Source organism: Stenotrophomonas pavanii (genome assembly GCF_900101175.1).
In the GTDB taxonomy this organism is placed as follows: domain Bacteria; phylum Pseudomonadota; class Gammaproteobacteria; order Xanthomonadales; family Xanthomonadaceae; genus Stenotrophomonas; species Stenotrophomonas pavanii.
The window spans coordinates 93,021-107,033 of record NZ_FNFQ01000001.1; the positions used below are offsets into that span (position 1 = coordinate 93,021).

Here is a 14,013-nt window from a genome sequence, read left to right on the forward strand (position 1 = left end):
GCCATGCCTGCCCTGCCCTGGTTGCATCCTGATCGTGCCAACGCCCTGCTCGACGCCCTGCGCGAGCGGATCCTGATCATCGACGGCGCGATGGGCACGATGATCCAGCGCCACGGCCTGCAGGAAGACGACTATCGGGGCGAGCGCTTCGCGGGTGGCTATGACCATGCACATGGCCCCGGCTGCGACCACGGCGCCCCCGAGGGCCATGATCTGAAGGGCAACAACGATCTGCTGCTGCTGACCCGTCCGCAGATCATCGCCGACATCCACACCGCCTACCTGGAAGCAGGCGCGGATCTGGTCGAGACCAACACCTTCAACGCCACCTCGGTCAGCCAGGCCGACTACCACCTCGAGCACCTGGTGTACGAGTTGAACAAGACCGGGGCGGCGGTTGCACGCGCCTGCTGCGATGCGGTGGCTGCAACCACGCCCGGCAAGCCACGCTTCGTGATCGGCGTGATCGGCCCGACCAGCCGCACCGCCTCGATCAGCCCCGACGTGAATGATCCAGGCTTCCGCAACACCAGCTTCGACGAGCTGCGCGACACCTACCGGGAGGCCATCGAAGGGCTGATCGACGGGGGCGCCGACACCCTCATGGTCGAGACCATCTTCGACACGCTCAATGCCAAGGCGGCGCTGTATGCGCTGGAAGAAGCGTTCGACGCGCGCGGCGCACGCCTGCCGGTGATGATCTCCGGCACCATCACCGACGCCTCCGGGCGCACGCTGTCCGGGCAGACCGCCGAAGCGTTCCACGCCTCGCTGGCACACGCGCGGCCGCTGTCGATCGGCTTGAACTGCGCACTGGGTGCCGAGGCGATGCGACCACACGTGGAAACCCTTTCGCAGGTCGCCGACTGCCACGTCAGCGCCCACCCCAATGCGGGCCTGCCCAACGCCTTCGGCGAATATGACGAAACGCCGGAAGAGATGGCCGCCACCCTGCGCGGCTTCGCCGAGGATGGCCTGTTGAACCTGGTCGGCGGCTGCTGTGGCTCCACGCCCGCGCACATCCGCGCCATCGCCCAGGCCGTCGCCGGATTGCCGCCGCGCGCCCTGCCCGCATCCCGGGAGCAGCAGGCCGCATGAACACCCCGCCCTATACCCGCCTGTCCGGCCTGGAGCCGCTGGTCATCACACCGGACCTGCTGTTCATCAACGTCGGCGAGCGCACCAACGTCACCGGCAGCGCGCAGTTCCGCAAGCTCATCAAGGAAGGCCGCTACGAAGAGGCGGTGGACGTGGCCCGCCAGCAGGTGGCCAGCGGAGCGCAGATCCTCGACGTCAACATGGACGAGGGCCTGATCGATTCGGAAGCGGCAATGACCCGCTACCTCAACCTGATCATGTCCGAGCCGGACATCGCCCGCATCCCGGTGATGGTCGATTCCTCCAAGTGGAGCGTGATCGAGGCCGGGCTGAAGTGCCTGCAGGGCAAGAGCGTGGTCAATTCGATCTCGCTGAAGGAAGGCGAGGCGCTGTTCCGCGAACATGCACGCAAGGTGCTGCGCTACGGTGCCGCTGCGGTGGTGATGGCCTTCGACGAGAACGGGCAGGCCGACACCTGCGCGCGCAAGGTCGAGATCTGCACCCGCGCCTATCGCATCCTGGTCGACGAGATCGGCTTCCCGCCGCAGGACATCATCTTCGACCCGAACATCTTCGCCGTCGCCACCGGTATCGAAGAGCACGACAACTACGCGGTGGACTTCATCGAAGCCACCCGCATCATCAAGCAGACGCTGCCGCACTGCCATGTCTCCGGCGGCGTCTCCAACGTTTCGTTCTCCTTCCGCGGCAATGAAACGGTGCGCCAGGCGATCCACTCGGTGTTCCTGTACCACGCGATCGCGGCCGGGATGGACATGGGCATCGTCAACGCCGGTGCCATGCCGATCTATGACGAGCTGGAGCCGGAGCTGCGCGAACGCGTCGAGGACGTGATCCTCAACCGCCGCAGCGATGCCACCGAGCGCCTGCTGGAGATCGCCGAGCGTTACAAGGGCAGGAAAGGCGCAGCGAAGGCGGAGGACCTGGGCTGGCGCGAGAAGCCTGTCGCACAGCGCCTGGCCCATGCCCTGGTGCACGGCCTGGACGCTTATGTCGAGGAAGACACCGAGCTGGCCCGGCAGGCCGCCAGCCGACCGCTGGACGTGATCGAAGGCCCGCTGATGGATGGCATGAACATCGTCGGCGACCTGTTCGGTGCGGGCAAGATGTTCCTGCCGCAGGTGGTCAAGTCCGCGCGCGTGATGAAGAAGGCGGTGGCCTACCTGCTGCCCTACATCGAGGCCGAGAAGGCGCGCAGCGGTGACACCGCCAAGAGCAACGGCAAGATCATCATGGCCACGGTGAAGGGCGACGTGCATGACATCGGCAAGAACATCGTCGGCGTGGTCCTGGCCTGCAACAACTTCGAGGTGGTCGACCTGGGCGTGATGGTGCCGGCGCAGAAGATCCTGGATGCCGCCCGCGAGCACCATGCCGACCTGATCGGCCTGTCCGGACTGATCACGCCGTCGCTGGAGGAGATGAGCCACGTCGCCCGCGAGATGGAGCGCCAGGGTTTCGACCTGCCGCTGCTGATCGGCGGCGCCACCACCTCGCGCGCGCACACCGCGCTGAAGATCGACCCGCATTACAAGGCGCCGACGGTGTGGGTGAAGGACGCCTCGCGCGCGGTGGGCGTGGCCCAGTCGCTGATCTCGCGCGACCTGCGCGAGGCCTTCGTCGCCGCCAACGAGGCCGACTATGCCGAAATCCGCGCGCGCCATCGCAACCGTGGCGACGCCAAGCGCCTGGTCACGCTGGAGCATGCACGCGCGCAGAAGTTCCAGGGCGGCTGGGACAGTTACACGCCACCGGCACCGCGCCAGCCCGGCCTGCATGTGTTCGACGACTACCCGTTGGCCGAACTGGTCGACTACATCGACTGGACGCCGTTCTTCCAGGCCTGGGAACTGGCCGGCAAGTTCCCGGCCATTCTCACCGACGAGATTGTCGGTACCCAGGCCAGCGATCTGTACAAGGATGCCCGCGCGATGCTCGACCGCATCGTCGAAGAGAAGTGGCTGACCGCCAAGGCCGTGTTCGGCCTGTGGCCGGCCAACAGCGTCGGCGACGACGTGCGCGTGCAGCACCCCCAGGGCGAGGCCACGTTGTACTTCCTGCGCCAGCAGGTCGACAAGCCGGCCGAGCGGCCGGACTTCTGCCTGGCCGATTTCATCGCTCCCGCCGACAGCGGCCGCCAGGACTGGATCGGTGCGTTCGCGGTCACCGCGGGCATCGGCATCGATGCCCACGTCGCGCGCTTCGAGGCGGACCATGACGACTACAACGCGATCCTGCTGAAGGCACTGGCCGACCGCTTCGCCGAAGCGCTGGCCGAGCGCCTGCACCAGCGCGTGCGCACTGAATTCTGGGGCTATGACCGTGCCGAGGCGCTGGACAACGATGCCCTGATCGACGAGCAGTATCGCGGCATCCGGCCGGCGCCCGGCTATCCCGCCTGCCCGGAGCACAGCGAGAAACGGCGCCTGTTCGACCTGCTGCAGGCCGAAGCAAATGCCGGCATGGAACTGACCGAGAGCTTCGCGATGCTGCCCACGGCCGCTGTTTCGGGCTACTACTTCAGCCACCCGCAGAGCCAGTACTTCGTGGTCGGCCGGCTCAGCCGCGAACAGATCAGCGACTACGCCCGCCGCAAGGGCGTGGACCGCGCCCAGGCCGAACGCTGGCTCGCCTCCAACCTCGACTACGACCCCGAATGACACAAAAAGGGGACGGAGGGGATTAAGTCGTTTATGCATTCGCGACTTAATCCCCTCCGTCCCCTTTTTGCCTCATCATTCCGCAATGACCGTTCCCGTTGCCCGCCTCTCCAGTTTTTACCTGTTCTACTACGCGGCGCTGGGCGCGTTCACTCCGTACTGGAGCCTGTTCCTGACCGCGCGCGGCATGAGCGTGACCGCGATCAGCGTGATGATGGGCCTGTGGTACGCCACCCGCGTGATCGCACCCAGCACCTGGACTTCGCTGGCGGCGGCATCGCCACGGCCGATCCGGCTGCTGCGCGTCGGCTGCGTGTTGACCCTGCTCAGCTTCGCCGCCTTCCTGCTGCCGCTTCCGCAGCCCTGGATGTACCCGGCCATGGTGGTGTTCTGCTTCTTCTACAACGCGGTGATGCCGCAGTTCGAGTCGATCACCCTCACTCACCTGGGCAACGACAGCCATCGCTACGGGTTGATCCGGGTCTGGGGCTCACTCGGCTTCATCGCCGTGGTCACCCTGTTCGGCTGGCTGATCGAAGGCAATGGCGCCAGCAACCACGCCGGATTGCTGCCCTGGATGATGCTGCCGCTGTTCGCCTTGCTGGTGGCCTCGGCCTTCAGCAACCACTATGCGCGCGACATCGGCAGGACCCAGGGCGATGCGAGCGGCTTCTGGCAGATCGTGCGCCGCCCGCCGGTGCTGGCCTTCTTCCTGGCCGCGTTCATGGAGCAGCTGTCATTCGGCCCGTACTACACGTTCTTTTCGGTCTACATGGACCATCACGGTTACCGCACCTCCACCCTCGGCCTGCTGTGGACCATCGGCGTCGTCTTCGAAGTGGGCGTGTTCTTCACCATCGGCCGTTTCTTCCGCCGCTATGACGCCAGTTGGATGCTGTTGATCGCGCTGGTCAGTTCCTGCCTGCGCTGGGCGGTGACCGCCCTGTTCCCCGAAAACCTGCCGGTGATGCTGCTGGCGCAGACCGCGCATGCCCTGGGCTTTGCCGCCTTCTTCGCGGCTGCGATGCAGATGCTGGCCACCTACTTCCCGGGCCGGCTCAACGGTCACGGCCAGGGCCTGCTGTACGGCTTCTCGTCCGGCGTGGGCGGCGTGCTGGGCGCACTGATCGCCGGTCAGCTGTGGAAGATCGACGACGGCCGCACGGCCTTCCTCGCCGGCAGCGGCTTCGCGCTGGTCGGCGCCCTGCTCTGCTTCTTCGCGCTCAGCCTCCCGCTGATACGTGCGCGCCGCAGCGCCCGCTGAAACGAAAACGCCGGGCACTGCCCGGCGTTTTCGTCATCCTGCGCTTCCGCTTACCAGACCAGGTCGTCCGGTACCTGGTACTGCGGATCGGCGTATGGATCTTCTTCGGCCGGCGCATTCGGATCGACCTTCAGCGCCACCGATGCGGCAAACACCGCCTCGCACTCGGCCAGCACTTCGGCGGTCACCAGCAGGTAACGGCCATTGAGCTGGACCACGCCCAGCGCACCGGCATTGAGCGCGGTCAGCTGTTCGGCGGTCACGTAGATGCGCTTGATCTTGCCGCCGTACGGGAAGTGGCGGGCAATGTCGGCCGCCTCGGCATTCAGGCTCTTGTCCTTCAGCAGTTCTTCCAGCTTGGCCTTCGCCTCGCGGCGGACGCGTGCTTCTTCCTGCTTCAGGCGCTCGGCTTCGATGCGCTCTTCCTTTTCCCGCTGCGCGCGAATGGCATAGGCCTTGGCCAGATCCATCTCTTCGGCGCTGCGCGGCTTGCGCGGGCCCTGGCCGCGGGCCTGCCCAGCAGGCTTGCCCGGGCCACCACGGCCATGCCCACGACGCTCACCGGGCGTGTGCTCGCCCTTGCCAGCGCCCTGCGGCTTTCCATTGCCGTTGCCACCCTTGCCCTGCGGGCGGCCGTCACGACGGGGGGCATCATTCTTGCGCTCGGGCTTGGGCGCAGGCTTGAAGCCCAGGCCCAGCAGCTGGTCGCGGAGGGTATCGCTCATAGAGGTCGGATCAGTAGTGCGGCGGCGGCGGTTCGCTCGCCGGATCGGAAGAATTCAATGCGTTGCGGACCTTGCCCAGGTCTTCCAGCAGCACGCGCAGCACATCGGCGTTGCGCATGCCCTGCATGCGGGCATCGGCCAGCGCATCGCTCAGTTCGGCCAGCGCCTGCTCCTGGAAGGACACGCGCATCTCCAGCTCGACCAGGCGCGCTTCCAGCGCCTGCTCGCGTTCGGTTGGCAGCAGGTCAGACATGCAGCGAGCGCCCCCGGCCGATGCCGTAATACGCCAGGCCCGCCGCTTCGACATCCGCCGGCTCGTACAGGTTGCGCCCGTCAAACACCACCGCGTCCTTCAGCTGCTCGCGCAGCTTCTGGAAATCGGGGCTGCGGAACTGCTTCCACTCGGTCACCACGACCAATGCATCCGCGCCCTGCAGCGCTTCGTCGGCATTGCTGCAGAACACCAGGTCATCGCGTTCGCCGAAGATGCGCTGCGATTCGTGCATCGCTTCCGGATCGTAGGCACGCACCGTTGCACCGCCTTCCCACAGCTGCGCCAGCAGTCGGCGGCTGGAGGCTTCGCGCATGTCATCGGTGTTCGGCTTGAAGGCCAGGCCCCACACGGCAAAGGTCTTGCCACGCACGCCCTCATCCTCGCCCTTGTCGTAATGACGCTGGATCAGCGCGAACAGATGTCCCTTCTGCGCATCGTTGACCGCTTCGACGGCGTTCAGCAGCTTCGGCTCCAGGCCAGCCTGCTGCGCAGTGCGGGCCAGTGCCTGCACATCCTTGGGGAAACACGAGCCGCCATAACCGGCGCCCGGGTAGATGAAGTGCCAGCCGATGCGCGGATCCGAGCCGATGCCCTGGCGGACCTGTTCCACATCGGCGCCGACACGCTCGGCGATGTTGGCGATTTCGTTCATGAACGAAATCTTGGTCGCCAGCATCGCGTTGGCGGCGTACTTGGTCAGCTCGGCCGAGCGCACGTCCATTTCCACCACGCGGTCGTGGTTGCGGTTGAACGGCGCGTACAGGCGCCGCATCACCGCCACCGATTCGGCGCTGGTCGCACCGATGATGATGCGGTCCGGGCGCATGCAGTCGGCAACGGCATCGCCTTCCTTCAGGAATTCCGGATTGGACACCACGTCGAAGGCGATGTCGGCCCCCCGTGCGGCGAGCTCGGCGGCGATGGCCGCGCGCACCTTGTCGGCGGTGCCCACCGGCACCGTCGACTTGTTGACCACCACGGTCGGCACGCTCATGTGCTGGCCGATGGTGCGGGCCACGGCCAACACGTACTGCAGATCAGCGCTGCCATCCTCGTCCGGCGGCGTGCCGACGGCGATGAACACGACCTGGCCGTGGCCGATCGCGGCTGCGGCATCGGTGGTGAACGTCAGCCGCGACGCGGCGTGGTTGGCCTTCACCATCGGTTCCAGGCCCGGCTCATAGATCGGGATGATGCCCTGGTTGAGGCCATCGACCTTGGCCTGGTCGATATCGACGCAGACCACCTGGTGGCCGACATCGGCCAGGCAGGTACCGGTCACCAGCCCTACATAACCGGTACCGAAAATCGCAACGCGCATGTCCGTGCTGGCTCCGTGGTCGCTTACGGCAGGACGCCCAGCAGCTCGACGTCGAACGTCAGAGTCGCGTTCGGGCCGATCGGGCCACCCGGGGTGCCGTTTTCACCGTAGGCGAGCTCGCCCGGGATCCAGAAGCGGTACTTCGAACCGACCGGCATCAGCGCGACGCCTTCGGTCCAGCCCTTGATCACCTGGTCCAAGCCGAACTCGGCCGGCTGGCGACCATAGGAGCTGTCGAACACGGTGCCGTTGAGCAGCTTGCCTTCGTAGTTCACGCGCACCTTGCTGCTCGGCAGCGGACGCTCGCCGCTGCCCGGGCGGATGACCTGGTACTGCAGGCCCGACGGGGTGGTCACCACGCCCGGCTGGGTCTTGTTCTTGGCCAGGAACGCGTTGCCTTCCTCGCGGTTGGTCTGCGCGGCGGCGGCGGCCTTGGCCTGCATTTCGGCCTGCTTGCTGCCCATGAACGCCTGGATGGTGGCGGTCGCGTCAGCTTCCGTCATCTTCGGCTGACCCTTGCTCAGGCCAGTGCTGATCGCGTCAAACAGCGAGGCGACGTCGATGTCGTCCTTCAGCTGTGCCAGCGACGGACCGACCGAGTAGGAACCGATCATCTGCGACACCTTGACGCGGTCGACCTTCGGCGGCTGCGAACCCGGCGCCATGCCCGGCACCTGCTGCCCGCTGCGGGCCATCACGACCTGGCGCAGTGCGGCATCGGTGGCCTTGGCCTGTTCCTGGGTGATCTGCGGCTGCAGGCCTTCGAACGAACGTTCGACGGCGGTGCGCAGCGCGGCCACATCGATCTCATCGGCGATCGGGGTGAACGACTTGGCGACGTCCAGGCCGATGGCGTAGCCCAGCTTCTGCTTGGGGGAATTCAAGGTTGCGGTCTCCTTGGCGGCTGCGGGGGCAGCCGGTTGTTGCGACAGAGCGACACCCGAAGTGCCCATCGCCAGAATCAGAACCGACGCCGCGGCGCCGCGCATTCCCATCTTCATTCGCTGCATTCCTGGAAGTGTCTGGGCGCCGACGTCGGCGCGAAAAGAAGCATTGTCGCACGCATGCCGTCGATGTCGAGGCATCCGTGCCGCATATCAATGCGTGGCGGCTGCGGCCAGCGCCTTGTCGATGGCGGCGGTCAGCTGCGGATCGTCCGGCGTCACCTTGCTGGCGAACTGGGCGATGACCTTGCCATCGCGGCCCACCAGGTACTTGTGGAAGTTCCAGCCCGGCGCCACGCCGGTGGCCGCGGTCAGCCGCTGGTACAGCGGCGTGGCCTCTGCGCCGACGACGTGCACCTTCTCGAACATCGGGAACTTGACGCCGTAGGTGAGCGTGCAGAAATCCTGGATCTGCTTCTCGTCACCCGGCTCCTGGCCCTTGAAATCGTTGGACGGGAAACCGAGCACGGCGAAGCCACGGCCGGCATAGCGCTTCTGCAGCGCCTCCAGGCCTTCGTACTGAGGGGTATAGCCGCACTTGCTGGCGGTATTGACCACCAGCAGCACCTGCCCGTGGTAGCGCTGCTGCAGGTTGACCTGCTGCTTGCTGGCCAGCGGGCGGTAGTCGAGGTCGAGAAGGTCGGCCGCCAGCACCTGGCTGGAGCTGGCCAGCCCGGCCACCAGCAGGGTCAGCAGGGACAGACCGCGCAGGCGGCGCGGGGTAACGGTCGGCAGGGTCATGGAGACAGTCCGCGGTAGCCATTCACAGGGCCGGCCGGTAGCGGCCGGGAATCGGCCGAACTATAGCACCGGGCCCCGGCGCCCCTTGCTGCGGTGGGCGCCGCTGGCTTTGCGCGGCGTGGCGTTTGCCCGTCCAGTGCGGCAGCAACCGCGCAGTGATGACATAGCATGTACAAGGCTGAATGGAAGGCAGCGCCGAATCAGCCCCTTCGGAGAATTTATTTCCCTTTCCAATCAAATGGATAGGGCGATATTTCAGCGATTTGACCACCCCTGCCATCAGTTGGGCACGGCAAGGGGTTGCACGCAGGCGTGCCGGTGTTATAGTTGCATACAACACCAGTCACCTGAGACAGGGGGAAGCCATGAACACTCGGATCCGTCGCAACCTCACCGCACCTGCGGCCGCCGCTGTTTCGACCCTGATCGTGCTGGCCTGGCTGGCCGCGCCAACGCCCCCCGCCTCCCCCGACAGTCCGCAGGACGCGACCGTTTCACCGGCAGGGAATGCCGTTCCCTCCCCCCCTCCCCCGCGTCGGCTGCACAGCTCCCTGTCCATGCCGTATTTCTCGTTCGCCCAGCCGCTGACCCCACGGAGCTGAATATGAGCGACATCCAGTGGAGCGACGGCGCTCCCATCTACCGTCAGTTGAAGGAGCGCGTGATCGCCATGATGCTCGACGGAATCCTCAAGCCGGGCGATGCCCTGCCTTCGGTGCGCCAGGTGGCCGCCGACTATCAACTCAACCCCATCACCGTTTCGCGCGCCTACCAGGAACTGGCCGATGAGGGCCTGGTCGAGAAGCGCCGCGGCCTGGGCATGTTCATGACCGAACAGGCGGCCACGCAGCTGCGCAGCAGCGAGCGCGATCGCTTCCTCAATGAAGAATGGCCGGCGGTGCTGGAACGCATCCAGCGCCTGGGCCTGAGCCTCGACGAATTGCTGCCCCAGGGGAAAGTCTGATGAATAGCACTGCAAGTGAAGCGGTCATCACCGCCCGAGGCCTGCGCAAGGCCTACAAGACCACGGTGGCGCTCGACAACGCCAGCTTCAGCATTCCAAGCGGGCGCATCGTCGGCCTGATCGGGCCCAATGGCGCCGGCAAGACCACCGCGCTGAAGGCCATTCTCGGCCTGACCTCGGTGGAAGGTGAGCTGAGCGTGCTCGGCCGCGACCCGCGGCTGCACCGCGACGAGCTGATGAACGACATCTGCTTCATCGCCGACGTCGCCGTGCTGCCACGCTGGCTGAAGGTGCGCGAAGCGATCGATTTCGTGGCCGGTGTGCACCCGCGTTTCGATCGCGCCCGCTGCGAACGCTTCCTGGCCAACACCAAGCTGCAGCCGAAGCAGCGCGTGCGCGAACTGTCCAAGGGCATGATCGTGCAGCTGCACCTGGCCCTGGTGATGGCCATCGACGCACGCATCCTGGTGCTGGACGAGCCCACCCTGGGCCTGGACATCCTGTACCGCAAGGAGTTCTACCAGCGCCTGCTGGAAGATTACTTCGACGAACAGAAGACCATCATCGTCACCACCCACCAGGTCGAGGAAATCGAGCACATCCTCAGCGATGTCATGTTCATCCGCGACGGCCGCATCGTGCTGGATGCGGAAATGGACGACGTCGGCCAGCGCTACACCGAACTGCTGGTCAATGCCGACCAGCTGGATACCGCGCGTGCGCTGAAGCCGATCGACGAGCGCAGCCTGGCGTTCGGCAAGACCGTGATGCTGTTCGACGGCGTGCCGCGCGCCCAGCTTTCCACGCTTGGCGAGACCCGCAGCCCGGGCCTGGCCGACCTGTTCGTCGCCATCATGAAGGGGACCTACGCATGAATGCCGTCAACCACCCCGTCAGCCCGATGGGCACCCTGCGCTGGCTGCTCAAGCGCGAATACTGGGAGAACCGTGGCGGTTTCCTGTACGCGCCGCTGATCGCCGGCCTGATTTCGCTGGTGATGAGCACCATCGGTATCGCCTTCGGCCTGTTCGCGCTGCACCGCGCCGCGCGTGATGGCAACCTGCACGTCGATGGCGAGAACGTGAACATCAACGGCCTGGACCTCGCGCTGCTGACCCGCGACATCAGCGCAAAAGACCTGGCCGACCTCGGCAACGGCCTCGACCTGACCCTGGTGCTCAGCTCGGCCTGGCCGTTCCTGGTGCTGGCCTTCGTGGTGTTCTTCTACTGCCTGGGCGCGCTGTACGACGACCGCCGCGACCGCAGCATCCTGTTCTGGAAATCGCTGCCGCTGTCGGACACCCAGACCGTCCTTTCCAAGGTGATCAGCGCACTGATCGTGGCCCCGCTGATCGCGGTGATCGCCGGCATCATCACCATGCTCGGCTTCCTGCTGGTGATCAGCGTCGTCGCGCTGATGCATGGCGGCAGCCCGATGACGCTGATCTGGGGCCCGTCCAGTCCGCTGACCCTGGCCGCCGGCCACCTGGCCTGGATTCCGGTCTACGCGCTGTGGGCCCTGCCCACCGCCGGCTGGCTGCTGCTGTGCTCGGCCTGGGCCCGCAGCAAGCCGTTCCTGTGGGCGGTGATGCTGCCGCTGTTCGCCGGGGTCATCGTCAGCACCACCAAGGTGATGCCGCTGATCGGGCTGACCACCGGCTGGTTCTGGCAGAACATCGTCGGCCGCCTGCTGCTGGGCGGCGTGCCGGGCATGGACCTGCTGTATCGCCTCAGCGCCGGTGAAGGCGCGCGCCGCGATCTCGAATCGGTGGTCAGCCTGATGTCGCCGGCCTCGCAGCTGAAGTCGCTGGCGATGCCGGAGCTGTGGATCGGTGCCGCTGTCGGTGCCGTGTTCATCATCCTTGCCATCCGCCTGCGCAAGCGCGCCGGCGAGATCTGATCCCATCCACCTGGAGGCATCACCATGCGTTCCCTGCTCGCCTGTTCTGCGTTGTTGCTGTTGCCGCTGTCGGCGCTGGCCGCCGATGCTCCGAACTGCAAGTTCACCGCTGCCCGTACGTTGAAGCTGGAGACATCCGGCGCCAAGGCGGTGGTGTTCGAGGTGAACCAGCATGACCTGAAGGTGGTCGCCAGCAAGGGCGGTGGCCAGCTGGATGGCCGCGCCTGCGCCTCCAGCCAGGAATGGTTGGACCAGCTGGTGCTGGACCAGCGGAAGGAAGGCGACAAGCTGGTGGTCAGCCTGCGCCGCGAAGGCCGCGACAGCGGCATCAGCCTGGGCAGCAGCTATGCCTGGCTGGACATCCGTGGCAGCGTGCCGGACAACCTGCCGCTGCAGCTGAAGGTCGGTTCCGGCGATGCCAGCGTGGACAACGCGCAGTCGCTGAGCGTGGATGTCGGCTCCGGTGATGCCATCATCCGTGGCACCCGTGGCAGCATCCACGCAGCGGTGGGCTCGGGTGACCTGGACATCGACGGCGGCAGCTCGCTGAACCTGCTGTCGCTGGGCTCTGGCGACGTCAAGGCACGCAACATCGGCGGCGATGCGGTCACCGGCACGGTGGGTTCGGGTGACCTGAAGCTCAGCGATGTCCGCGGCAACGCCCGGCTGGACACCGTCGGGTCCGGCGACGTCGGGTTCAAGCGCGTGCAGGGCAACGTCGAGGTCGGCGTGGTCGGCTCCGGCGATGTCGACCTGTCCGACATCGGCGGCAGCGTGCATGTGCGCAGCCACGGCTCGGGTGACATCCAGGTCGATGGCGTGCGCGGCAGCCTGACCGTCGACCACAGCGGCAGCGGCGACGTGGGCCACCGCAACGTCAGCGGCACCGTCACCCTGCCCCGCAAAAAGTAACCGCCACCGGACCGATCGAGGACACTGCCATGAATCTGCTGCGCGTGCTGCCTGCCACCCTGCTGTGCCTGCCGCTGATCGCCTGCGGCGGCACGTCCTCCACGCCGGATACCACCGTCGGCAAAAGCGTGGCCGAGGCGACCAGCGGGGTCGGCCAGACGGTCAAGGAGGCCATGGACGATGCCCGCAAGGACATCACCCAGGGCAACATCAAGATTTCCGCCGACAAGCAGCCGCGTGCGGAGATCACGCCGGACGGGCGGCTGCTGATCGGCGGCAAGGAAGTGCCGGCCGATGAGTCCCAGCGCCGGCAGCTGCTGGAATACCGCGGCCACGTCGTTGCCATTGCAATGGACGGCATGGATGTCGGCCTGGCCGGTGCCAAGCTCGGCGCCAGTGCTGCCGGAGAGGCCCTGAAGGGCATCTTCAGCGGCGACAGCGAGGGCATCGAGAAGCGGATCAATGCCGAGGCGGAGAAGATCGAAGCCCAGGCCAAGCGCATCTGCAACCGCATGCCGGCGATGCTGGCCAGCCAGCAGGCGCTGGCCGCATCGCTGCCCGCGTTCAAGCCGTACGCCACGATGGACCAGAGTGATGTCGACGACTGCGGCAAGGACACCGTGGTCCAGCGCTAGGCCTGTGACAGATCAGCGCACCCGGCCGGCAGCGGCGCCCCGCTGCCGGCCGTAGCGTGCCGACCGGCTTACAATGTCGGCCCCGGACGCCCCCGAACCGAATGCCATGAAGAAGTTGTTCCTGCTGCTGGCCGCCCTGCTCTGCCTGGGCCTGGTCGGCTGTGACAAGGATTACCGCAACCACCGCGCCGAGCGCGGCAAGCCCAAGATTTCCGTCAGCGAAGGGATGGTGACCGTGCGTCGCCCGCCGGCACCGAACATCATCATCCTCGGCGATGGCACCATGAAGGTGGACGAGATCCAGATCCCGCTCGACGACGGGCAGAAGCAGATGCTGCAGACGATGTTCGGCAGGCTGCAGGTGCTGCGCCAGAACACCCTGGTCGCCGCCCCGGCCGATCCCAACATGCAACCGGTGAAGATCCAGCCGCCGGAAGGCATGGAAGTGATCCCGGCCGACCTGGTCCAGCGCATCCCCGAGTTCAAGGACTACACCGACACCTTCGGCAACATCGTCGCCGACCGTCGCTGAAAAAACGCCGCCCCCGGGGCGG

At 66.3% G+C, this 14,013-nt stretch carries 15 protein-coding genes; 10 read left to right on the forward strand and 5 right to left on the reverse strand.

What is annotated here, in order from left to right:
* The first annotated feature begins 3 nt into the window (after positions 1–3).
* The 3 genes from BLS66_RS00485 to BLS66_RS00495 all read left to right on the forward strand — a co-directional run bounded on the left by BLS66_RS00485 (position 4) and on the right by BLS66_RS00495 (position 5,043).
* Positions 4–1,098 (forward strand): homocysteine S-methyltransferase family protein, encoded by a 1,095-nt coding sequence (locus tag BLS66_RS00485; RefSeq protein WP_074724858.1) that lies wholly within the window; start codon positions 4–6, stop codon positions 1,096–1,098.
* Positions 1,095–3,779 carry a methionine synthase gene (metH, locus tag BLS66_RS00490; RefSeq protein ID WP_074724859.1) on the forward strand — a complete coding sequence of 895 codons (2,685 nt, stop codon included), beginning with the start codon at positions 1,095–1,097 and terminating at the stop codon, positions 3,777–3,779. Before BLS66_RS00485 ends, metH begins: the two co-directional genes overlap by 4 nt.
* An 85-nt stretch (positions 3,780–3,864) precedes the next feature.
* The gene (locus BLS66_RS00495) at positions 3,865–5,043 is read left to right on the forward strand and encodes an MFS transporter (RefSeq protein ID WP_049464360.1); all 1,179 of its coding nucleotides are present in this window, start codon (positions 3,865–3,867) and stop codon (positions 5,041–5,043) included.
* Between the two features lie 50 nt (positions 5,044–5,093).
* Here the strand turns inward: BLS66_RS00495 and BLS66_RS00500 are convergent, their stop codons facing one another.
* The 5 genes from BLS66_RS00500 to BLS66_RS00520 all read right to left on the reverse strand — a co-directional run bounded on the left by BLS66_RS00500 (position 5,094) and on the right by BLS66_RS00520 (position 9,048).
* A complete protein-coding gene (locus BLS66_RS00500; RefSeq protein WP_049464358.1) occupies positions 5,094–5,768 on the reverse strand; it encodes a DUF2058 domain-containing protein in 675 nt (224 codons plus the stop codon).
* Between the two features lie 10 nt (positions 5,769–5,778).
* Entirely contained in the window at positions 5,779–6,021 is a 243-nt protein-coding gene (locus BLS66_RS00505; RefSeq protein WP_005410256.1) for a SlyX family protein, read from the reverse strand.
* Complete coding sequence (locus BLS66_RS00510; RefSeq protein WP_049464354.1) at positions 6,014–7,363, reverse strand: UDP-glucose dehydrogenase family protein; 1,350 nt, start codon at positions 7,361–7,363, stop codon at positions 6,014–6,016. Before BLS66_RS00510 ends, BLS66_RS00505 begins: the two co-directional genes overlap by 8 nt.
* 23 nt (positions 7,364–7,386) lie before the next feature.
* Positions 7,387–8,364 (reverse strand): FKBP-type peptidyl-prolyl cis-trans isomerase N-terminal domain-containing protein, encoded by a 978-nt coding sequence (locus BLS66_RS00515; RefSeq protein WP_032962085.1) that lies wholly within the window; start codon positions 8,362–8,364, stop codon positions 7,387–7,389.
* A 96-nt stretch (positions 8,365–8,460) separates the two neighbouring features.
* Entirely contained in the window at positions 8,461–9,048 is a 588-nt protein-coding gene (locus BLS66_RS00520) for a glutathione peroxidase (protein WP_049464346.1), read from the reverse strand.
* A gap of 365 nt (positions 9,049–9,413) precedes the next feature.
* Here BLS66_RS00520 and BLS66_RS00525 point away from each other — a divergent pair, with 365 nt between their 5' ends.
* From BLS66_RS00525 to BLS66_RS00555, 7 genes are all read left to right on the forward strand, one after another.
* Complete coding sequence (locus tag BLS66_RS00525; RefSeq protein WP_074724860.1) at positions 9,414–9,650, forward strand: hypothetical protein; 237 nt, start codon at positions 9,414–9,416, stop codon at positions 9,648–9,650.
* A gap of 2 nt (positions 9,651–9,652) precedes the next feature.
* Entirely contained in the window at positions 9,653–10,012 is a 360-nt protein-coding gene (locus BLS66_RS00530; RefSeq protein ID WP_006453095.1) for a GntR family transcriptional regulator, read from the forward strand.
* The gene (locus BLS66_RS00535; protein WP_053460829.1) at positions 10,012–10,887 is read left to right on the forward strand and encodes an ABC transporter ATP-binding protein; all 876 of its coding nucleotides are present in this window, start codon (positions 10,012–10,014) and stop codon (positions 10,885–10,887) included. Before BLS66_RS00530 ends, BLS66_RS00535 begins: the two co-directional genes overlap by 1 nt.
* Entirely contained in the window at positions 10,884–11,912 is a 1,029-nt protein-coding gene (locus BLS66_RS00540; protein ID WP_057495303.1) for an ABC-2 transporter permease, read from the forward strand. Before BLS66_RS00535 ends, BLS66_RS00540 begins: the two co-directional genes overlap by 4 nt.
* 24 nt (positions 11,913–11,936) lie before the next feature.
* Entirely contained in the window at positions 11,937–12,824 is an 888-nt protein-coding gene (locus BLS66_RS00545) for a DUF4097 family beta strand repeat-containing protein (protein WP_019660403.1), read from the forward strand.
* Between the two features lie 29 nt (positions 12,825–12,853).
* Positions 12,854–13,459 carry a YggN family protein gene (locus BLS66_RS00550; RefSeq protein WP_064238855.1) on the forward strand — a complete coding sequence of 202 codons (606 nt, stop codon included), beginning with the start codon at positions 12,854–12,856 and terminating at the stop codon, positions 13,457–13,459.
* Positions 13,460–13,565: 106 nt separating this feature from the next.
* Positions 13,566–13,991, forward strand: coding sequence for a hypothetical protein (locus BLS66_RS00555; RefSeq protein ID WP_049464855.1), 426 nt, complete (start codon positions 13,566–13,568; stop codon positions 13,989–13,991).
* Positions 13,992–14,013 lie beyond the last annotated feature (22 nt).